The sequence below is a fragment of the Sphingomonas sp. H160509 genome, assembly GCF_024124765.2.
Taxonomy (GTDB): Bacteria; Pseudomonadota; Alphaproteobacteria; order Sphingomonadales; family Sphingomonadaceae; genus Sphingomonas.
The window spans coordinates 3254234-3275414 of sequence record NZ_JAMXSR020000002.1 but is presented as its reverse complement, the minus strand read 5'-3'; the positions used below and the strand labels follow the sequence as shown (position 1 = coordinate 3275414).

17 protein-coding genes and 4 pseudogenes are annotated in these 21181 nt (G+C 64.9%); 11 read left to right on the top strand and 10 right to left on the bottom strand.

The genetic code is table 11. The features are described 5' to 3' along the window. Positions 1-64 precede the first annotated feature (64 nt). Both NHF48_RS17835 and NHF48_RS17830 read left to right on the top strand, forming a co-directional pair. A complete protein-coding gene (locus tag NHF48_RS17835) occupies positions 65-643 on the top strand; it encodes a hypothetical protein (protein ID WP_253071855.1) in 579 nt (192 codons plus the stop codon). Continuing rightward, a pseudogene (locus NHF48_RS17830) lies at positions 631-1047 on the top strand (diguanylate cyclase); the annotation flags it as partial. The gene NHF48_RS17835 and the pseudogene NHF48_RS17830, both read left to right, overlap by 13 nt. On the opposite strand, the gene NHF48_RS17825 reads toward NHF48_RS17830, so the two are convergent. Next, on the bottom strand, positions 978-1196 hold the full coding sequence (locus tag NHF48_RS17825; protein ID WP_253071854.1) for a hypothetical protein: 219 nt from the start codon (positions 1194-1196) through the stop codon (positions 978-980). The pseudogene NHF48_RS17830 and the gene NHF48_RS17825 sit on opposite strands and share 70 nt — an antisense overlap. A 5-nt stretch (positions 1197-1201) precedes the next feature. Here NHF48_RS17825 and NHF48_RS17820 point away from each other — a divergent pair, with 5 nt between their 5' ends. The 4 genes and pseudogenes from NHF48_RS17820 (at position 1202) to NHF48_RS17805 (ending at position 8557) form a co-directional block, all read left to right on the top strand. Continuing rightward, positions 1202-2728, top strand: coding sequence for an EAL domain-containing protein (locus NHF48_RS17820; RefSeq protein ID WP_253071853.1), 1527 nt, complete (start codon positions 1202-1204; stop codon positions 2726-2728). 240 nt (positions 2729-2968) lie between these two features. Continuing rightward, positions 2969-3694, top strand: coding sequence for a haloacid dehalogenase type II (locus tag NHF48_RS17815; protein WP_253071852.1), 726 nt, complete (start codon positions 2969-2971; stop codon positions 3692-3694). A 188-nt stretch (positions 3695-3882) separates the two neighbouring features. Continuing rightward, positions 3883-5919, top strand: a complete 2037-nt coding sequence (locus NHF48_RS17810) for a hybrid sensor histidine kinase/response regulator (protein ID WP_253071851.1) — start codon at positions 3883-3885, stop codon at positions 5917-5919. Positions 5920-6669: 750 nt separating this feature from the next. After that, a pseudogene (locus NHF48_RS17805) lies at positions 6670-8557 on the top strand (ribonucleoside-diphosphate reductase subunit alpha). A 138-nt stretch (positions 8558-8695) separates the two neighbouring features. Here the strand turns inward: NHF48_RS17805 and NHF48_RS17800 are convergent. Next, complete coding sequence (locus NHF48_RS17800) at positions 8696-8956, bottom strand: DUF2171 domain-containing protein (protein WP_056055125.1); 261 nt, start codon at positions 8954-8956, stop codon at positions 8696-8698. Between the two features lie 57 nt (positions 8957-9013). Here NHF48_RS17800 and NHF48_RS17795 point away from each other — a divergent pair, with 57 nt between their 5' ends. Together NHF48_RS17795 and NHF48_RS17790 are read left to right on the top strand one after the other, a co-directional pair. Beyond that, positions 9014-9217 (top strand): hypothetical protein, encoded by a 204-nt coding sequence (locus NHF48_RS17795; RefSeq protein WP_056060833.1) that lies wholly within the window; start codon positions 9014-9016, stop codon positions 9215-9217. 62 nt (positions 9218-9279) lie between these two features. Continuing rightward, entirely contained in the window at positions 9280-10332 is a 1053-nt protein-coding gene (locus NHF48_RS17790; RefSeq protein ID WP_056484648.1) for a ribonucleotide-diphosphate reductase subunit beta, read from the top strand. Between the two features lie 1036 nt (positions 10333-11368). Here the strand turns inward: NHF48_RS17790 and NHF48_RS17785 are convergent. The 8 genes and pseudogenes from NHF48_RS17785 to NHF48_RS17750 all read right to left on the bottom strand — a co-directional run bounded on the left by NHF48_RS17785 (position 11369) and on the right by NHF48_RS17750 (position 14193). Then, positions 11369-11515: a hypothetical protein gene (locus tag NHF48_RS17785; protein ID WP_253071850.1), complete on the bottom strand. Its 147-nt coding sequence runs from the start codon at positions 11513-11515 to the stop codon at positions 11369-11371. After that, positions 11499-11789 carry a type II toxin-antitoxin system RelE/ParE family toxin gene (locus tag NHF48_RS17780; RefSeq protein ID WP_253071849.1) on the bottom strand — a complete coding sequence of 97 codons (291 nt, stop codon included), beginning with the start codon at positions 11787-11789 and terminating at the stop codon, positions 11499-11501. Before NHF48_RS17780 ends, NHF48_RS17785 begins: the two co-directional genes overlap by 17 nt. Then, positions 11790-12050, bottom strand: a complete 261-nt coding sequence (locus NHF48_RS17775) for a hypothetical protein (RefSeq protein WP_253071848.1) — start codon at positions 12048-12050, stop codon at positions 11790-11792. It lies immediately after the preceding gene. Further along, the gene (locus NHF48_RS17770; RefSeq protein WP_253071847.1) at positions 12019-12195 is read right to left on the bottom strand and encodes a hypothetical protein; all 177 of its coding nucleotides are present in this window, start codon (positions 12193-12195) and stop codon (positions 12019-12021) included. The genes NHF48_RS17775 and NHF48_RS17770 overlap by 32 nt, the downstream gene beginning before the upstream one ends. Continuing rightward, a complete protein-coding gene (locus NHF48_RS17765) occupies positions 12159-12482 on the bottom strand; it encodes a hypothetical protein (protein ID WP_253071846.1) in 324 nt (107 codons plus the stop codon). Before NHF48_RS17765 ends, NHF48_RS17770 begins: the two co-directional genes overlap by 37 nt. A 12-nt stretch (positions 12483-12494) precedes the next feature. Beyond that, positions 12495-13449 (bottom strand): annotated as a pseudogene (locus NHF48_RS17760) (cupin-like domain-containing protein). Positions 13450-13508: 59 nt separating this feature from the next. Continuing rightward, on the bottom strand, positions 13509-13847 hold the full coding sequence (locus tag NHF48_RS17755) for a SapC family protein (RefSeq protein ID WP_253071845.1): 339 nt from the start codon (positions 13845-13847) through the stop codon (positions 13509-13511). Then, positions 13837-14193: a SapC family protein gene (locus tag NHF48_RS17750; protein WP_253071844.1), complete on the bottom strand. Its 357-nt coding sequence runs from the start codon at positions 14191-14193 to the stop codon at positions 13837-13839. The genes NHF48_RS17755 and NHF48_RS17750 overlap by 11 nt, the downstream gene beginning before the upstream one ends. Positions 14194-14516: 323 nt before the next feature. Here NHF48_RS17750 and NHF48_RS17745 point away from each other — a divergent pair, with 323 nt between their 5' ends. The 3 genes and pseudogenes from NHF48_RS17745 (at position 14517) to NHF48_RS17735 (ending at position 21088) form a co-directional block, all read left to right on the top strand. Then, on the top strand, positions 14517-17510 hold the full coding sequence (locus NHF48_RS17745; RefSeq protein ID WP_253072476.1) for a TonB-dependent receptor: 2994 nt from the start codon (positions 14517-14519) through the stop codon (positions 17508-17510). A 64-nt stretch (positions 17511-17574) separates the two neighbouring features. Next, positions 17575-19118, top strand: a pseudogene (locus NHF48_RS17740) (tryptophan halogenase family protein). 17 nt (positions 19119-19135) lie between these two features. Beyond that, a complete protein-coding gene (locus tag NHF48_RS17735; protein ID WP_253071843.1) occupies positions 19136-21088 on the top strand; it encodes a sialate O-acetylesterase in 1953 nt (650 codons plus the stop codon). Positions 21089-21181: the final 93 nt, after the last annotated feature.

Sequence of the window (21181 nt, the reverse complement as noted above, 5' to 3'; positions counted from 1 at the left end):
CAGACGAAGTTTTTTCGCGTCCCACCAATCTTACCGTATCAGCAAGATATTCCAGTCAGAACGGTTGGATGTACGCTCCCCTTCCCCGTCGCGGATCGCCGCGCGCGCGATCGATCGCCAGCCCCCCGCCGTGTTCGGGCTTGGCGAGGATTCGCGCGAACAGGTTGCCGAACTCCTAGATCGCAAGCTCGCGCAGGTCGCGGAAACATGGCCGATCGCGATCGCCACGCAGATGGTCGGCTGCGCCCTCCTCGTCGCGCTTGCGCTGATCGCGCCGCCTGCCGCCGGTCTTGGCACCATCGTCCCGTCGATCGGCGTCCATGCCGCGATCCTGGTGGCGCTGTCCGCAGGTGTGTTCGGGGTGTTGCGGCTACCGGGATTACGCGAATGGCCCGCCTATAAGCGCAACCGCGCGCTTACCGTCGGGGTCGCGGGGGGTCGCAGCGCTGTCCCTGTCACTACTGTGGACGGTCGCGCGCGCGCCGTCGGGGTCGCTGCAACTCGCCTGCTGCGTCGCGGTGCTGGGGATGATCGCGGTGACCGCGGTCAGCGTCCATGCAGTCCGCGCCGCGACCCTCGGCCTAGGCGTCGGGGTCGTCGTGATGCTCGCGATATGTGCGGGGGATCGGTATGCCGCTGCTGATCGCGATTGTATTCCTCGGCAGCCTGGGGTTCGTCGCGCACCGCCTCGCGCGGATCGACGTCGCGCAGGAACTGCACCACGCCGAGAACGCGAACGAAGGCCGGCTCGCGATCCGGATGGTCGCCGAATTCGAGGACCAGGGTACCGGCTGGTTCTGGGAAGCCGACCGGCAGGGCCGCCTGACCTACCTTTCCGCCAAGGTGACCGACGAACTCGGGCTCGCCGACGACGCGGTCGGGCAACCGCTTACCGACCTGTTCCGCATGGACAACGACGCGCCCGGAACCGAACGGACGCTCGCCTTCCACATCGCCTCGCGCACGTCGTTCTCGGACTATTCGGTGTGCGCCGCGACCTCGCCCGATTGCGAACGCTGGTGGTCGATCTCGGGAAGGCCGGTGGTCGACGACCTCGGGCGCTTCCAGGGTTTCATCGGCTCGGGCCGTGACCTGACCGAACAACGCAAGTCGGAAGCCGAGATCACGCGGCTGGCGCTGTTCGACGGGCTCACCGGGCTCGCGAACCGCCAGCGGATGCGCTCGTCGCTCGACAAGACGCTTGCGCAGAAGACCGGGCCCCTACCGCGCGACGTCGCTGTTCCTGATGGATCTCGATCGGTTCAAGGCGGTCAACGATACGCTGGGCCATCAGGCGGGCGACACGTTGTTGAAACAAGTTGCGCAACGGCTGCAGCGCGGGATCGCCGATGCGGGGCTGGTCGGGCGGCTGGGCGGCGACGAGTTCCAGGTCGTGCTGCCCGGCATCGCCGACCGCGACACGCTCGCCGCGCTGTCCCGCGAAGTCATCGCCTCGCTGTCCGAACCCTATTTCATCAGCGGGACGTCGGTCACGATCGGGTGCTCGATCGGCATCGCGATCGCACCCGACGACGGCGACGATGCCGAGACGCTGGTCCGCAACGCCGATCTCGCGCTGTACGCGGCCAAAGCCGATGGCCGCGGCGTCCACCGCTTCTATTCGGACGACATGCTGACCGGCGCACGCACCCGGAAACTGCTCGAGGACGATCTGCGCGCGGCGATCTCCGACGGCGCGTTCCATCTTTGCTACCAGCCGATCGTCAGCACGAAGTCGGCGCAGATCGTCGGCTACGAAGCGCTGATCCGCTGGAATCACCCGACGCGCGGGCTGGTCTCGCCCGCCAACTTCATCCCGGTCGCGGAGGAATGCGGGCTGATCGAGGCGATCGGCGAATGGGTGTTGCGGACCGCGTGCCTGGAGGCGGCGCGCTGGCCCGGCTCGGTCCGCGTCGCGGTCAACGTCTCGCCGATCCAGTTCGCCAACCCCGCTCTGCCCGCGCTCGTCACCAGCGCGCTCGCCCAGTCTGGCATCGCCGCAGGCAGACTCGAACTAGAGATCACCGAAGGCGTGTTCCTCGACGAGACGCGCTCGTCCGAACAGATGTTCAGGGCGCTGAAGGGGATCGGCGTGCGACTTGCGCTCGATGATTTCGGCACCGGTTATTCGTCGCTCGGCTATCTGCGCAACGCCCCGTTCGACAAGATCAAAATCGACCAGTCGTTCGTGCGCGGTGCGGCCGAGCCGGGCAACCGCAACGCCGCGATCATCAAGGCGATCGTCACGCTCGCCGACACGCTCGGCATGGAGACGACCGCCGAAGGGGTCGAGGTGCAGGACGAGATCAACCTGATCCGCGACCTCGGGTGCAGCCATATCCAGGGCTATGTCTATGGCCGCCCGGTCCGCGCGGACGAGGCGTTGCGGCAATTGGGCGTCGAGAACGGCACCGCCGCCGCAAGCGGCTTCAAGGTGAGCCGCGCGCCGCGCACCAAGATGCTGCGCTCCGCCCGGATCGCGATCGACGGGGTCCGCGGCGACGTCCGCATCCGCGACATATCGACCTCGGGCGCGATGCTCGACGGGCTGCGGATCGACGGCAACCCCGACGGCGTCGAGATGCAGATCGAACTGGTCGAGGACCAGATGTTCGGCGCCCGCATCCGCTGGGCCCGCGCCGGCAAGGCGGGCATCGAGTTCCACGAGGCGTTCAACCTGGAACGGCTGAACCAGGGCCACTCCGCGCGTCTTCGCCGGACTGGGTGAGTTAGACGAGAACAATTAAAGTCCACCACCCCGGCGGAGGCCGGGGCCCAGTTGAGAAACGTGGATTGGCGAACGCCGTCCTTCGTTATTACGACCTTCCCAACTGGGCCCCGGCCTCCGCCGGGGTGGGTCAACGTAAGGGACCGAGCGTGAGAATCTCCGCCCAACGAGGGTGCGCGCAAAGCCCTCGAAGTCCCCCATTCCCGGGAACCAACCGCCGCCTCCCACCGTCTCACCCTCATGGTACATCGCGCCCCGATCAAAGCCCTCGCGTTCGACGTGTTCGGCACCGTGGTCGACTGGCGCTCGGGCATCGCGCGCGACGCCGCGCCCGTGCTCGCGCGCCTCGGCCGCACCGATATCGATCCGCACCGCTTTGCCGACGGCTGGCGCAAACGCTATCAACCGGCGCTCGAGGAGGTCCGCAGCGGACGGCGGCCGTTCGTCATTCTCGACACGCTCCACCGCGAGGCACTTGAAGACCTGCTCCGTCACCACGGCGTCGACCCGGCTGCGGTGGACGAAGATACGCTCACCGACCTGACCAACGCCTGGCACCGGCTCGATCCCTGGCCCGATTCGGTCGAGGGCCTCACCCGCCTCAAGACCCGCTACCCGGTCGTCACGCTCAGCAACGGCAACATCGCGCTGATGCTGGATATGGCCCGCCGCGCCGGCCTGCCGTGGGACGCGATCCTCGGGGCGGAAGTCAGCCGCGTCTACAAGCCGCTTCTCGAATCCTATCTCGCCACCGCGCGGTTTCTCGGCATTGCCCCGGGCGAACTCTGCCTGGTCGCCGCGCACCACAGCGACCTCGCCGCGGCACGCGCCGCCGGCCTGCAGACTGCCTATGTCGACCGCCCGCATGAATATGGCGGCCGCCCTGCACCCGACGCGGATGCGGCACAGGACTGGGATTACAACGTCGACAGCCTGACGCGATTGGCCGACGAACTGTGCCGATGACCCGCCGACCTGCCCGCGAACCGGTGGAAACGCGCGACGCGTCCCCGTATCGACCGCCCGTATCGAACGCGCACCGGCGTAAAATTCGGCTCGGCGTGCGACCCGGCAGGAATTTGAGATGACCACACAGACGGCCGAGGCCGATTTCCTGACCGGTGGCGGCGAGATGGCCGCGATGATCCGCGCGCATGACTGGTCGTCGTCGCCACTCCGGGCCGATCGAGCACTGGCAGCAGTCGCTCCGCTCGATCGTCTCGCTGATGCTGGCCTCCGAATTCGCGATGTGCCTCGCATGGGGGCCCGAGCTTGGCTTCCTCTACAACGACCATTACGCGCGCATCATGCACGACAAGCACCCGCAGGCGCTCGGCCAGCGGTTTGCGGACGTATGGGCGGATGTCTGGAGCGATATCAGCCCCCTGGTCGACAAGGCCTTGACGGGCGAAGCGTCGTTCTTCGAGAACCTGCCGCTCGTCACCGACCGCAAGGGTTATGACGAGCACGCCTGGTTCACCTTTTCCTACTCGCCCGTCCGCGACGAGAGCGGCGCGATCGCGGGCATGTTCTGCTCGACCTACGAAAGCACCGAGCGCGTCCAGACCGAACGCGCGCTGCGTGACGAGCGCGAGCGGATGAGCCAGATGTTCGCGCAGGCGCCGACCTTCATGGCGATGTTGCGCGGGCCCGAGCACCGGTTCGAACTGACCAACCCCGGCTACGACAAGCTGGTCGGCCACCGAGAGATGCTGGGTCGAACGGTTGCCGAGGCGCTGCCCGACGCGGTCGAACAGGGGTTTCTGGACCTGCTCGACGATGTGTATGCGACAGGCGAAGCGTTCACGGCGGTGGGCATGCTCTATGCGGTTCAGGCTGAACCCGGCGGTTCGGTCAACGACCGCTACGTCGATTTCGTCTACCAACCGATCCGCGACGCGACCGGTGCGGTCGTCGGCATTTTCGTCGAAGGCGCGGACGTCACCGACCGCAAGCGGCTCGAACGCGACCTGCAATCGCTCAACGCCGACCTCGAACAACGCGTCGGCGATCGCACGCAGGAGCTGGTCGAGGCGCAGGAGGCCCTCCGCCAGGCGCAGAAGATGGAGGCGGTCGGCCAGCTCACCGGCGGCATCGCGCACGATTTCAACAATCTGTTGCAAGGCATCACCGGCAGCCTTGAGATCGTCCAGCGCCGCGTCGCGCAAGGGCGCGTCGGTGAACTCGATCGCTTCATCACCGGCGCGACCACCGCCGCCAATCGCGCCGCGTCGCTGACGCACCGCCTGCTGGCGTTCTCCCGCCGCCAGCCGCTCGATCCGCGCCCCGTCAAGGTCAATCCGCTGGTCGCGTCGCTCGAAGACCTGCTCCGCCGCACCACCGGCGAGCAGATCGAACTCGAGATGGTGCTCGCCGGCGGTCTGTGGACGACCCTGTGCGATCCCAACCAGCTCGAGAACTCGCTGCTCAACCTCGTCATCAACGCGCGCGACGCGATGCCACACGGTGGCAAGCTGACGATCGAGACCTGCAACGCGCATCTCGACGACCATTTCACCGCCGGCCAGCGCGACGTCCGGCCCGGCCAGTACGTCTGCATCTGCGTATCCGACACCGGCACCGGCATGTCCGCCGACACGATCGCCAAGGCGTTCGAGCCGTTCTTCACCACCAAGCCGATCGGCCAGGGTACCGGCCTCGGCCTGTCGATGATCTACGGCTTCGCGCGCCAGTCGGAGGGCTATGCGCGGATCTATAGCGAGCTCGGCCAGGGCACGACGATCAAGCTGTATTTGCCTCGTCACTACGGCGAAGCGGGGCAGGACGAGGCGCTGCCCGGCCTGACCCAGGAGCATGTCACCGATGCCGGCGAGATCGTGCTGGTGGTCGAGGACGACTCAGTCGTTCGCGCGCTGATCGTCGAGGTATTGGGCGAGCTCGGTTACCGAGCGGTCGAGGCGCATGATGGCCCGGCGGGACTCGACAAGCTGCGGACGATGGAGCGCGTCGACTTGCTCGTCACCGACATCGGCCTGCCCGGCCTGAACGGTCGCCAGGTCGCCGATGCGGGTCGTGCGCTGCGTCCGGGGCTCCGCGTACTGTTCATGACGGGCTATGCGGAGAATGCCGCGCTGGCGTCGGGCTTCCTGGAGCCGGGGATGTCGATGATCACCAAGCCGTTTGCGATGGAAGCGCTGGCGACGCAGATCCGGACGATGATCGAGGGGTAAGGCGGACAGGACACGCCAACCAACCGCCGCCACCTCGGCGGAGGCCGGGGCCCAAGTGGAAAGGTCGCAGTAACGACGCGACGCGCTCAGTTGGCAACGTCCCCCAACTGGGCCCCGGCCTCCGCCGGGGTGGTGGGGTTTTCGCGGCATGGTGAGGTCCTGGCGGGGCGATGCTCTCGGTTTGGAAGAGGAAGAACGCCCCATTCCGTTCCCCCCGCGAAGGCGGGGGTCCAGGAATCAAGTAGGACGACGTTCGTGGCTCCTGGGCCCCCGCCTTCGCGGGGAACTAGAAGGGGGCACCCCACATCCAGTGCCCCTACTCTCACACCCCTCGAAGCAACATTTGCCATCTTCCGCGCTTAAATAATTTTTCGTTCCCGCTTCGCCCCCTTGCGCATCGTGAACCCCGCAGAAGTCCACGCGTCGCGAATATCCCGCTCGCCCAACCCCGCGACGAACGCGACGAACCGAGCCCTCGACCACCCCCGCACCCCCTTGCGTCTCTTCGCTCTTTGGCACAATCTCTTGGGGTTGCGTTCGGGGGGCGGACCCAATCGCTGGTAGAACAACCCTCGCATAGCCATATGCGATATGACCGTAAGCGCGCCTTCCACCGCCGCGATGGTCACTTTTTGTTCTCCCGTTAGGGGCCGTCCGATGGTAGCATGGCGACAGGCGACCGATTCGAACGAATACAGAACACTAGGAGCGGTTTCGATGGATTTCAGAGACAGCAGCCGGGATAGCGACATGACCACAGACACGATCGAACAGACCACCGCCACGCCCGCAGCAGAGGCTCCCAAGGCCCCGCGCCAGGCACAGGACAGCCATTCCGTGCGCGCGCAGATCTACCCGGTCGAGGTCGATCACAGCCGCGACGCGCTGCTGACCGAATTCGGCAAGGACACGCTGAAGGATCGCTACCTGCTTCCGGGCGAGAGCTACCAGGACCTGTTCGTCCGTGTCGCCTCGGCCTACGCCGACGACGCCGGCCATGCGCAGCGCCTGTACGACGCCATCTCGAAGCTCTGGTTCATGCCCGCCACCCCCGTTCTGTCGAACGGCGGCACCGGCCGCGGCCTGCCGATCTCGTGCTATCTCAACTCGGTCCCCGACAGCCTCGGCGGCATCGTCGACACCTGGAACGAGAATGTCTGGCTCGCCTCGCGCGGCGGCGGCATCGGCACCTATTGGGGCAACGTCCGCGGCATCGGCGAGCCGGTCGGCCTCAACGGCAAGACCAGCGGCATCATCCCGTTCGTTCGCGTCATGGATTCGCTCACGCTCGCGATCAGCCAGGGCTCGCTGCGCCGCGGTTCGGCCGCCGTGTACCTCGACGTCTCGCACCCCGAGATCGAGGAATTCCTTGAAATCCGCAAACCCTCGGGCGATTTCAACCGCAAGGCGCTGAACCTGCACCACGGCGTGCTGATCACCGACGACTTCATGGAAGCCGTGCGCAACGGCGAGGAATGGCACCTCCGCTCGCCGAAGGACCAGGCGATCCGCGCCACCGTCGACGCGCGCTCGCTGTTCCAGAAGCTCGTCGAGACCCGCCTCCAGACCGGCGAGCCGTACATCGTCTTCGCCGATCACGTGAACAAGGCGATGCCGAAGCATCACCGCGAGTTGGGCCTCAAGGTCTCGACCTCGAACCTGTGTTCGGAAATCACGCTCCCGACCGGCAAGGATCACCTCGGCAACGAGCGTACCGCGGTCTGCTGCCTGTCGTCGCTGAACCTCGAGACATGGGATCAGTGGAAGGACGAGAAGGGCCTGATCGAGGACGTCATGCGTTTCCTCGACAACGTGCTGCAGGACTATATCGACCGCCACGAACCCGGCATGGAGCGCGCCGCCTATTCGGCAGGCCGCGAGCGGTCGGTCGGGCTCGGCGTGATGGGCTTCCACTCGTTCCTCCAGGCGCGCGGCATCCCGTTCGAGGGGCGCGATGGCGAAGTCGTGGAATCTCCGCATGTTCAAGCACATCAGCAGCCAGGCCAACGAAGCCTCGATGCAGCTCGCGATCGAGCGCGGCCCCTGCCCCGATGCCGCCGACGTCGGCGCGATGGAGCGGTTCAGCTGCAAGATGGCGATCGCGCCGACCGCGTCGATCTCGATCATCTGCGGCGGCACGTCGGCGTGCATCGAGCCGATCCCGGCGAACATCTACACGCACAAGACGCTCTCGGGCAGCTTCTCGATCAAGAACCCGTATCTCGAGAAGATGCTGAGCGAGAAGTCGAAGAATTCTGACGCCGTCTGGAACTCGATCCTCGAGCAGGGTGGCTCGGTCCAGCATCTCGACTTCCTCTCGGTCGAGGAAAAGGACTGCTACAAGACGTCGTTCGAGATCGACCAGCGCTGGCTGCTCGAACTCGCCGCCGATCGCACGCCGTACATCGACCAGGCGCAGTCGCTGAACCTGTTCATCCCCGCCGACGTCGAGAAGTGGGACCTGCTCATGCTCCACTTCCGCGCATGGGAGCTCGGCATCAAGTCGCTCTATTACCTCCGTTCGAAGTCGGTCCAGCGCGCGGGCTTCGCCGGCGGCGTCGAGGCGGACAACACCATCGACCTGCGCCAGATCGACGTCGAGTCGAAGGACTACGATGAGTGCCTTGCCTGCCAGTAAGGCCTCTCGGCGTTCAAGCGTGACCCCGGCCCGTGACACGCGGACCGGGGTGCGCCTGACGCAAAAACCCCGGCCCGCGCGAAGCGGACCGGGGTTCAGGCAGGCTATGCGGCGCGTGTCGAACGCACCGCCAGCGCGTTATGCCTCTTCTTCGAACGTCACCGCCACGTCGGCGTTGGCGGAAAGCCGGACCTTGCCGTCCTCGATATCCGCGACCAGCCCGAGCGAGATGAAGTGATGATGCCCTTCATGGCTGCCCGTACCCTCGACGACCTGCGCGCCAGAGTCCTTCTTGGTCAGCTTGATGCGGTTGCCTTCGACCTTGTCGACGGTGCCGACATGGACGCCGTCCGCGCCGATGACTTCGGCATGTTCCTGGATCTTGGTTGCATCGACCATGGTCGTTCTCCTGTGTTGGGTTCCGGGTGCTGAACGCGCGCCGGGCGAGTTGGTCGCATGACGTATGGTTCAGCTATCATGTTCGTGGTCGCAGGCGTGCTCGGAATCGTCGGCACCGCGATGCTGTTCCGTTTGCGCAGCCCGAGCATCACCGAGCAACAGACCTACGCGTTCCGCATGATCGGCATCATGCTCACCTCCGCCGCGATCGTCCTCGCGATGTCCGCCGCCGCGATGTGGCAATGGAGCACCGAGACATGAAACACGCGACCTGATCCCCCCAGTTTCTCGATATAAAACCAATTCCCCGAAAGGCTTACCCCATGTCCCTCCTTCACGCCTCCAAGCAGTACAAGCCGTTCGAATACCCCTGGGCGTTCGAGTTCTGGAAGCGCCAGCAGCAGCTCCACTGGCTTCCCGAGGAAGTGCCCCTGGGCGAGGATTGCCGCGATTGGGCGCAGAAGCTCAGCGACCACGAGCGCAACCTGCTCACGCAGATCTTCCGCTTCTTCACGCAGGCCGATGTCGAGGTGCAGGATTGCTACCACGAGAAATACGGCCGCGTGTTCAAGCCGACCGAGATCAAGATGATGCTGACCTCGTTCAGCAACATGGAGACGGTCCACATCGCCGCCTACAGCCATCTGCTCGACACCATCGGCATGCCCGAGAGCGAGTACGGCGCCTTCCTCGAATATGCCGAGATGAAGGAAAAGCATGACTACATGCAGCAGTTCACCGTCGACAACGACGAGGACATCGCGCGCACGCTGGCCATGTTCGGCGGCTTCACCGAGGGCGTCCAGCTGTTCGCGTCGTTCGCGATGCTGATGAACTTCCCGCGCTTCAACAAGATGAAGGGCATGGGCCAGATCGTCACCTGGTCGATCCGCGACGAGAGCCTGCACTGCGAGGGCATCATCAAGATGTTCCACACCTTCTGTCAGGAGCGCCAGTGCCTGACCAAGGCGGTCAAGGACGACATCGCCGACGTCTGCCAGACGACGATCCGCCTCGAGGACAATTTCATCGACCTCGCCTTCGAGATGGGCCCGGTCAACGGCATGACCCCCAAGGAGATCAAGAAGTACATCCGCTTCATCGCCGACTGGCGCATGACTCAGCTCGGCCTGAAGCCGATCTACATGATCGACGAGCACCCGCTGCCGTGGTTGGCCCCGATGCTCAACGGCGTCGAGCACGCCAACTTCTTCGAACAGCGCGCCACCGAGTATTCGAAGGCCGCGACCAAGGGCCAGTGGAACGACGTCTGGGATTCGTTCGACAAGCGCCAGACCGCGAAGAAGGGTCCTATCGCGAACGTGGACCTGAGCGAAGTTCGGGACATGTTCAGCGACTCGGTCGCGGCGGAGTAAGTCGCACCGCGCGAGGGTTTAGCCATACTAAATCCTCGCTATTAACATTGCAAAGTGCGTCGCTTGCCTGGCTAAACCAGCTCAATATTACGAAGCGAGATCGTAGTTTATTTTGTAAAAAGGGCTATGCGATGCAGTGCAGAAAAGTTTTCCGAGCAAGCGTCGTCTTTACAATCGTCGTTCTTGCAGGGGTTGCACTCCAGGTCCCTACAACCTCGGCCCTAGCTGCATACGGCTATTGCATGGAACCTAGGGGCCCCGTCACTGTACGCAAGCAAGCCTTCTAAACCATACTGCGCAACATCGCAGAATTGCTCATCATTTGAGGTAGAGCAATATCGTTCTAGTATAAAAAAGCTATTACAGCCAGCTTGAGCAATATCTTGTAGACGTGGATAAGTTTCGTAAACTCGCGTACGAATACGCGGACTGCGAAGCGAAGTCAGATTAATGCAATCGTCCCAATCTTACCGTTATTCGGCATTTGTGATTAGGATGTATTTCGGCAACCATCTGCAAATATGCCTCCGTGCTATTTGACGATCAGGATTTTTATCCTGATCGCGGACAGAAAGTTCACCAGTAACAGCTCGCCTTAGCAGAGTGTAAAAGTGATTTCAGCAAGGTCTGCTTGCCTGCCGAACTTATCGCAAACTGGCAATGTGATGTTAAAACTTTGTCGTTGGAGATAATCACCGGTGCAGACCTGAATAGTCAGACTCGTTCAATTTGCCGTGGTCGGTAGCGACTCCCTGAAGCTCACATTCTCGGACGACGTTTCGACGCATTAGTCCGCCGCTACTCTCATCGCACGAGACGCGGTCATGACGCGACCTCTTGCCGATCCAGCGTATTTCGCTCGTGCCTTCATTGACAGCGGCGCGCTCGCTTGGCCAAACGGCTTCGAGTTGTCAGCCGACAGCCTTCATCGCCGGCTCGGGTTGACCAATGCAGACGTACTTTTCCCCGCCTGACGACGGATTAGCAAAGAAGTAATGCAACAGACTGAGTCTCAGATTGCAGCACATCACCACATTCAGACTGCCAATTCGCGCAACACCTGTTCGATCGGGATCACCATTGATCGGTCGCATGCTTGCGCCATCCCGCGCTCGATCTTGGTCCGCTTCCAATCATCATAGTCGCGCTGAGCCGGTTGCTCTGACTCATTCGGTTCGATCATCTTCTGCCTCCTCGTCCCGCGCCCCATGCCTGACGCGCAAAATGATCACGCAGTCGTCAACCACGCGATAGCGAAGAATATACGGCCATACCGTCGTCCGCTCACGCCGTCCTTCGTCCACGTCGCGACCTCGATCCGGAAAGATCGCGAGGCTGTCTGCGACCGCGATAAGCCGCACGCCCAAGGCCTTGGCAGCGATGGGATTGAACGCCGAGACATAGGTAACGATCGCCTCTAGATTGGCGACGGCATCGTCCGTCCAGACGATGCGCAACTAATCGCCGACGCGAGGTCGGGGTAGAGGTTCGGTCGAACCCCATGACGATAGCCAGCGCTTGACCGCGTCGTGGCTGATCAACCGTCCGCTATGCACGGCTGCATCTGCACGCGCGTCGGCCTCAGCCTCCGCAGCGGGATCGCTCGTATCGAACAGGGCATCATCGCGGGCCATCCTTGAGGGATACACCTCGACGGCAACCACGACCAGCGGCAACTCGCGCCCGCTAACACCAAGGCGAGCGCTTGCCGCCGCCATAGCGGCGCGCCAGCCCCTGCCGCACCAGCACCGCTCCTAGCGATGCCCCGTCCCGCTCCACTAAGCGCAGCTTCCGCCCGTAGCGGTCGACGTCGCGCTTGGTCGGGGTCAGCGTGAAGGGGCCGGCGTTGAGGAGCGGGTACATCTTCGGCGTTGCCGCCTGCGCGAGACGGGCTTTGCAGGCGCAGCGGGCGGGTGGGTCTTCGGCGTGTCGATGTCGGCGATGTGGATCTTGGTGCCCGCCATCCAGACCGTGTGGCCGTCGACCATGCAGTCGATCCGCTTGGCGTGGCCGCAGATCGTGATGCGTGCGGAGACCGCCTTGCCGCCCGACAGTGCGGAGGCGGCCACCGCCGCCGTCGCACTGGCAACACTTGCCACGACTGATAGTTCGTCGCCGATCCCACGTACGAACTCCACACGACCGCACATCCGCCCGCCCTCTCAACCGCCGCGTAGCAGGCGCATCACCAGTGTTCGGATACGCCCGTAATTCTCCTTCGAGGCGCCGAGCACGCCGTGGCGTTCGGGCGGGAGGAACGCGAGCGGGTGGCCGTCGGGGCGGAACACGTAATGATCGAACCACGCGCGCCACGCTGCGCGCTCGGCCGGTGGGCGCTCGGCGATCGTCAGCAGTGATAGCAGCATCGCGGTGTAGGGCTGGTCCGGTCCTGCGCTGAACCCGTCCCACCAAAAATTGACCAGGACGTTGACGTCGCCGACCGCCTCGACCTGATGCCACCAGAGTTTCGGCACGTAGAGCGCATCGCCCGGCTCCAGCTCGACCACCAGCGCGCGGTCGCGGGCGTTTTCGAAGCGGGGGAAGCGCGGGTCGCCGGGCTCGCTGCCGACCGCGAGGCTGATCGGCTGGCCGGCCAGCGTGTGGTCGATCGGTCCGACATACAGGTCGCGGATCGCGTCGGGCGGGAACAGCGTGAAGCGCCGCCGCCCCGCCGCGACGCACGCGACATTGTCCATCGTGTCGTAATGGCAGGCGACGGTCGAGGCGTGCCCGACCCAGAACCGGGGGGCGCACCGCGGGCGGGACGAACGGCAGGCGAGTGGTCTCCTCGATACCGGGGAAATACGTCTCCGCGGTCATCGATCCCATGTACATGCTGGTCCGGCCGGGGTCCGCCGCGCTGTCGAGGATTCGCGTCAGCGCCTCGCCGAACGGCACCGAACTGCGCTCGAAATTGAAACCGGCGAGCGTCGCGTCGTAAGTGTACCGCGCGCCGATCTCGGGCTTGCCGACGAACACCTCCGCGAGCTTGCCGCTATCGTAGCGGCGAAGCTGCGCCACCACGCCGTCCAGCGCAGCACTTGGCGTCGTCGCCCTCGACAGCATCGGCCAATCCCGCGCCGCACCGCGCAGCACCGCGGGCTCGCACCGCGCCATCACCTCGGCCTGGAAAATTTCCGGATCGCGCAACGCGTCGGCGGGCGGCTCGTGCAGCATCAGCCGATGTCCGCCAGCCGATTGTTCCGAATCCGGCCGAGCGTTCGCAGATGGCGGATCGATCCGGCCTGCGCATAGGCGAGTTGCAGGTCGCCGCGGCGAAACAGGTCGAGCACTGCGGCATCGGGCAATGCGTGCAGCGCGTCGAGGCTTATCGTGTAGAGCCCTTCGAGCGTCAAATGTTCGCCGTCGTCGAAGCTCATCGTCACGTCGATCGGCTCGAGCAGGCGATGCGCGAGGAAGCGCTCGATCAGCGCATCGGTCTCGGGAATGCCCGACTGGAGGACATGCAGCGCCTGCTGGATGCGCTTGAGTGGTAGCGCTGCCTCACCGTTCATGTCGAACAAAAAGCTGGCCGTCCGGCTCCGCAAAGACACCGTGCTCGCGGTCGACGACCAGCTGCCCGTCGGTGATGTAGAAGCCTTGGCGTTCGAGGTCGGCGGGTCGGTAGTCGGGCAACGCCCCCTTCACCGCCATCAGGTTGCGGCCCGGTTCCAGGCCCATGACGACGCCGGCGTAGAAGGCGCCGGTTTCCGGGTGTTTCGTGAACAAAATCGCATAATAGGGGGCGGCCTGGAGAAATTCGTCCGCGACGATCTGCGCGAATTGCCGCTCGCCATCGTGCGCGCGCGACACGCGCAACGCCGCGTGCTGCGCATGGCTCAGCATCTCCCAGATCGGCATCCATCTCTCTCCGTACAGTCTTCTTGGCTAAGAGATCGCACATGGCGCCCCGGTTGCAAAGCCTCGCCGCGACCACTCATACAAATGCTTGCATTGATTGTTAGCCTGAGTATTGTGAGCGCTACCGTAGATGATCGAGACGGTGCGGAAACGCGCATGATTCGATCATCCAAGTAACTTTGTCGTGAACGCCTCTCACAAGAAGGGCGGTGCGGCGCCGCATGAGGGGATGTTTGACCGTGACCACCACTACGCGCGCTTTCGGCTTTCGAGGACTGGCCCACCCATCGAGCGCACTCGCCTGCGCGACCAGCGTACTGGCGATGATGTGGTCGATCCCGGCAATGGCGCAGGATCAGGGCAATCTTCAGAACAGCACGACCACACAGCCGTCCGCGCCGCAGCCAGCCGTGCCGACGACCGCGAACACGACGACCGCGTCGGAGGCCGGACAGCCGCAGGACGCAGCGACCGCGCCAGACGTGTCGCAGGGTAACACGGTGCAGGGCGGTACAGCGCAGAGCGACGACATCATCGTCACCGGCCTGCGCGGATCGCTCCAGCGCAACCTCGACCTGAAGCGCACCTCGTCGGGTGTCGTCGACGTCATCTCGGCCGAGGACATCGGCAAGTTCCCGGATTCGAACGTCGCAGCGTCGCTGCAGCGGCTACCGGGCGTATCGATCCAGCGCTCGGGCTCGCGCGGCGAACCGACCGGTATCACGGTCCGCGGCTTCGGCGGCGATTTCAACACGACGCTGTATGATGGCCGCCGCATCTCGACCGCGACCGGTACTCGCCAGATCGACTTCAGCACCGTCGGCGTCGATTTCATCGGGCAGTTGAGCGTCTTCAAGACGCCCGACGTCACGGTCGCATCGAGCTCGATCGGCGCGACAGTCGATATCGCGTTCCCCAAGCCGTTCGACCATCCCGGTTTCCGCCTTGCCGCCACCGGATCGGGTTCGATCCAGGATCGTGCAGGCAAGATCGTGCCGACTGCCGGCCTGTTGATCAGCAGCACGAACAATGACGAGACGTTCGGCGTGCTGGCCGACGCGATCTACACGCGCCGCGATACCGAGACCAATCGCGTGTATGTGTCGGGTTGGCCGGGCGGCAATTTCGCGCCGTGCCAGCTGACCGGTAACGCCGGGGCGGCAAACTGTGCGCCGACCAGCGATCCGAAGTCGGCAAACTACGCCAATCCCAACAACCGCCAGAACCTGCCCGGCTGGTTCCCGCAGCAATATGGCGCCGAGCAACAGCGCGTGAGGGACGAGCGCGTCGATGCACGCGTCGCGTTCCAATATCATCCGACCGACGACCTGATGGTTACGCTGGACAACAACTTCTCGCGCCAGACCATCAACCAGGACAATTACGCGTTCGGCGTGTGGTTCAGCCAGGGCGATCTGCGCAACGTCACGGTCGACAAAAACGGCACCGCGGTCGACTTCACGCAGGCCGGCAGCCCGACCGATTTCACGGCTGCGGAAAACAAGCAGATCCTGCAGACCAACCAGACCGGCCTGAACGTCAAGTACGACGTGACGGAAAATCTGACGCTGGAAGCAGACGGCTCGTATGCGAAAAGCTGGCTGAACCCCGGCAACGTGATCGGCAGCAAGAACGGTGACATCGGGTACGGCAACGCGCTCGGCAACGTCCTACGCTTCAAGGTCGACGGCAAGAGCAGCGACGCCTTCCCGACGATCAGCAACTTCGGTCCTGCGGGCGATGGCGCACGCTGGGCCGATCAGTCGGTGATCGGTACGCACGTCACGGTCAACCAGACGCAGCACAATACCGATGAACTCGCCCAGTTCCGCGGCAACGCCACCTGGAAGCAGGACAATTTGACGCTCAAGGCCGGTGGCCAATATTATCAGGACACGTTCAACTTCCGCAACCAGAGCACGTTCACCAACAACTTCTGGCAGGCCTATGCCGGTTATGGCGGCCCATCGGGGCGGACGACGGGCATCTCGCCGGTCCCCGCGAACATCTACCAGGGCTCGGTCAGCCTCGACAACTTCATTCCCGGTTTCAACGGGAGCCTGCCGCCGTCGGTATTCGTGTTCAGCCCGACCGCATATCAGAACTACCTGACGAGCCTGGGCAACCCGTACGCGAAGAACATTCCAGGCTTCAATTATCCGAGCCCGACGAGCGGCGATGGACTACTTGGCTTCCGCGGGAATTTCGACGAGGCGGTCGATCCGGGCAGCGTGCTGAACGTGCGCGAGCGGACCTGGTCGCTCTACTTCAGCGCGAACTTCAAGGCGGACGTCGGCGGCATGCCGTTCACGATGAACGCAGGCGTCCGCAACGAGACGACGAACCTGCGCGCGACTGGGCAAGGTCGCCTGCCGACCTCGATCACGACGAGCACCGCCGATCCGTCGTTGCTCGGCATCCCGACCTACACCGCGATCGTGCCGAACACGACCAACAGCTCGTATTCCTACCTGTTGCCCAGCCTTGATGCGAAGCTGGAAATCACCAACACGCTGCTGGTGCGCTTCGACGCGTCACGTACGCTGACCCGCCCGAGCCTCAGCGTACTCAACCCGGTGCTGAACGTCGGCAACGGCCAGCGCGTCGGCGCCCTGACGGCCAGCGGCGGCAACCCGAATTTGAAACCGTACCTGGCGGACAATTTCGACATCGCCGCCGAATGGTATTATCAGCGCAACTCGTATTTGTCGGTCGACTTCTTCCTGAAGAACGTCAGCAACTTCATCATCGGCGGCGTGACGCGGCAGTCGATCAACGGGCTGATCGATCCGACGACGGGCATCCTGGCGAGCTTCGCCGTATCGCAGCAGGTCAACGGACCCAACGCGACCGTCCGCGGTGTCGAACTGGCGTGGCAGCAGGTGTTCGGCAACTCGGGCTTCGGGTTCCAGGCCAACGCAACCTTCGTCAACACCAACCGGCCCTACGACGACAAGAACATCTCGCAGACCGGCTTCGCGGTCACCGGCCTGGCAAATTCGGCGAACTTCGTCGGCTTCTATGACAAGGGTGGGTTCCAGTTCCGCACCGCGCTCAACTGGCGCGACAAGTATCTGCTTCAGTTCGGCCAGAACCAGAACACCGGCGCCTTCGGGTCGGAGCCGACCTTCGTCGACCAGAGCTTCCAGGTCGATCTGTCGACGAGCTACGACGTCAACAAGCAGTTCAGCGTCTTTGCCGAAGCGTTGAACGTCAACAACAACCAGCAGAGCACGCACGGGCGCTTCGACAATCAGTTGCTTGACGTGTTCGACTACGGCCGCCGCTACACCGCGGGCGTCCGCTTCCACTTCTGATCCCCCCTCCCACTGGCGGAGCAGGACCTGTTCGTGCTCCGCCTTTTTTCGATTACGCTGCACCATGCACGAAATTCAGAACATCGTTATCGTCGGCGGCGGCACCGCAGGGTGGCTGACCGCGGGCGTGATCGCGGCCAAGCACCAGGCACGGCGCCAGCACGGCTTCAACGTCACTTTGGTCGAATCGCCCAACGTGCCGACGATCGGCGTCGGCGAAGGGACGTGGCCGACGCTGCGTTCGACGCTCAAGAAGATGGGCGTGTCGGAGACCGAGTTGTTCCGGCAATGCGACGCGTCGTTCAAGCAGGGCGCGCGGTTCAATCGCTGGACCACCGGTGCGCCGGACGACGGCTATTACCACCCGCTGATGCTGCCGCAGCACTTCGGGCAGGTGAACCTCGCACCCCACTGGTTGGCGGACGAGGGCAGTGCGACGTTCTGCGACACGGTCACGCCGCAGGGCCGGATCTGCGACGAAGGGCTCGGCCCCAAGACGATCGCGACGCCCGAATATGACGGCCATGCGAACTACGCCTATCACCTCGACGCGGGCAAATTCTCGCATTTCCTGCAGCGGCATTGCTGCGACACGCTCGGCGTCCGCCATGTGAAGGCCGACGTCACCGAGGTGCATCTCGACGAGAGCGGCGACATCGCCAGCCTCGATACCGAACAGGGCGTTTCGATCGCGGGTGACCTGTTCATCGATTGCACCGGGTTCGCCGCGCTACTGATCGGCGGCGCGATGAAAGTGCCGTTCCGCAGTTGTACCGACATATTGTTCTGCGACACCGCGCTGGCGATGCAGGTGCCGTACGACGTGCCCGACGCACCGATCGCGAGCCACACGATCTCGACCGCGCAGTCGGCCGGCTGGATCTGGGATATCGGCCTGCCGACGCGGCGCGGGGTCGGTCATGTCTTCTCCAGCAGTCACATCAGCGCGGACGCCGCCGAGCAGGAATTGCGCGATTATATCGGCCCCGCCGCGCGCGACCTGACCGCGCGCCGGCTGGCGATCCGTGCCGGCCACCGCAAGCAATTCTGGGTGCGCAACTGCGTCGCGGTCGGGCTCGCCGCGGGGTTCCTCGAACCGCTGGAGGCCTCCGCGATCGTCCTGATCGAGCTGTCGGCGAAGATGATCGCCGAGCAGATGCCCGCGTGTCGCGAAGTGATGGACGTCGTCGCGCACCGCTTCAACGACACGGCGCATTACCGCTGGGGCCGGATCATCGACTTCCTCAAGCTGCATTATGCGCTGACCAAGCGGACCGACACCGCGTTCTGGCGCGACAATGTCCGGCCGGAGTCGATCCCCCGATCGGCTGGCGGGCCTGATGGAACTCTGGCGATTCCAGTCGCCCTGGGTGCATGACGAATTCGATCGCGCCGAGGAGGTCTTCCCGTCGGCGAGCTATCAATATGTACTGTACGGCATGGGGGGCGCGGACCGCGGTGATGCCGGGGTCGATCGACGACGATGTCGCGCTGGCTCGGCGCGCGCGGCACGACAATCAGGTGCAGACGCAGCGGCTGGTGAGTAGCCTGCCCGGCCACCGCGATCTCATCGACCGTATCAAGCGCCACGGCCTCCAGCCGATCTAGCCGTCAGGGGAATACACATGCGGACCGTCACAGCGTGCCTGGCCATCGGCGCGATCCTAACCATCGGCGCGACCGCCGCGTCGGCGGCCCCGCGCCTTGACGGCGTGATGGGCGATCACGCGGTGATCCAGCGCGGGCAGCCGATCGTCCTGACCGGGCAGGCTGCCGCCGGTGAGACCGTGATGATCACGCTGGCCGGGCGCAGCGTCACCGCCAAGGCCGCGCGCGACGGCAGCTTTTCGGCGAGCCTCCCCGCCCTCCCCGCCGGCGGTCCGTACGACCTGACGATCGCCGCCCCCAGCGGTGCGGCGGTCCTACGCGATATCCTGGTCGGCGACGTGTTCCTGTGTTCGGGCCAGAGCAACATGGAACTCCGCGTCGAGCAGGGACAGGGTCTGTTTCCGGACGCGCACCCGGAAGTCGACGACAAGCTCCGCCTGCTGACGATCGCCAAGGTCTCCGCCGCCACACCGGTCGCGCGGTTTGCCGAACAGCCCCGCTGGGCGGTGTCCGGCCCGACCACGGCACCCAGCTTCTCGGCCGCGTGTTTCTACATGGTCCAGGCGCTGCGCCGTACGTCGGGCGTACCGATCGGCGCTGTGCATTCGAGCTGGGGCGGCTCGCGGATCAGTGCGTGGATGAGCGATTCCGCGTTGCGCCAAGCCGGGCTCGGCGCCCCCGCCGACTTGCTCGCGCTCTATGCCCGCGATCCCGCCGCCGCCAACCGGCAGGCATCGACGATCTGGGAGAGCTGGTGGCGCGACGGCTCGGGCGACGCCGCCGGCCGCGAGCCGTGGCAGCCGGATGCCGCGCTCGACTGGCACCCGGTGCCCGCGATGACCAATTTCGAGACCTGGGGCGTGCCCGCACTCGCCGACTATAACGGCATGATCTGGTACCAGCACGAGGTCCAGCTGACCGCCGAGCAGGCACGCGGCCCAGCGACCTTGGTGCTCGGCATGGTCGACGACGCGGACCGCACCTGGGTCAACGGCGTGGGCGTCGGTGGCAGCAGCCTAGCCTCGCAATCTCGCGTCTACGCGCTGCCCGCCGGCAGCCTGAAGGCGGGGCGCAACGTGATCACCGTGAACGACGACGACGTCTATGCCTATGGCGGGATGACCGGTCCGGCGGACTCGATGCGGCTGTCGTTCGCCGACGGGAGCAGCGTGCCGCTCGGCACCGGCTGGCGCTATGCGATCGCCAAGCGGCTCGCTGGCGCCGCACCGCGCGTGCCGTGGGACGACATCAATGGTGCTGGCACGCTCTACAACGCGATGATCGCGCCGCTCGGCAGCACGAAATTCGCCGGCATGGCCTGGTACCAGGGCGAGTCCGACACCGGCATCCCCGGTTACGACCGCCGGATGACCGCGCTGATCGCCGACTGGCGCCACCGTTTCGGCACGCCCGAAACCGGCTTCGGCATCGTCCAGCTCGCCAATTACGGCAGCCCGGCGATCGCGCCAAGCGAGAGCGGCTGGAGCGACGTCCGCGATGCGCAGCGGCGCGTGGCGGCGGCGGACCCGCATGCAGGCATCGCCGTCGCGCTCGACCTCGGCGATGCGCTCGACATTCATCCCGGCGAGAAGCACGAGGTCGGGCAAAGGCTCGCGCGTGTGATGCGCGCCGCGGTCTACGGCGAGAAAATCGCGCCGTCCGGCCCTGCGGTCGCCGATGCGCGGCGTAGTGCGGATGGCGGCGTCACGGTGCGGTTCAGCGGCGTGACGGGCGCGCTGCACGCCCGCAGTTCCGCGCAGGCGATCGGCTTCGAACTGTGCGGCGCGGCGGTCGGCACCTGCCGCTACGCTCCGGGCAAGGTCGCGGGGTCCGAGGTCACGCTGCCCGGCGATGGCCACCCCGTCACACGCGTCCGCTATGCCTGGGCCGACGCCCCGGCGACCAACCTTGCCGACGACGCACCGCTGCCCGTCGGCACGTTCGAAGTGCCGGTCCTGCCGGCGCGATAAGCCCCGAACGGGTGCGAAGAACAAGAACGGCCGCCAACGCGCGCCGCAACGGGAGAGACTGACGATGCGCATGACCATGAGGGGCGAAAGCCC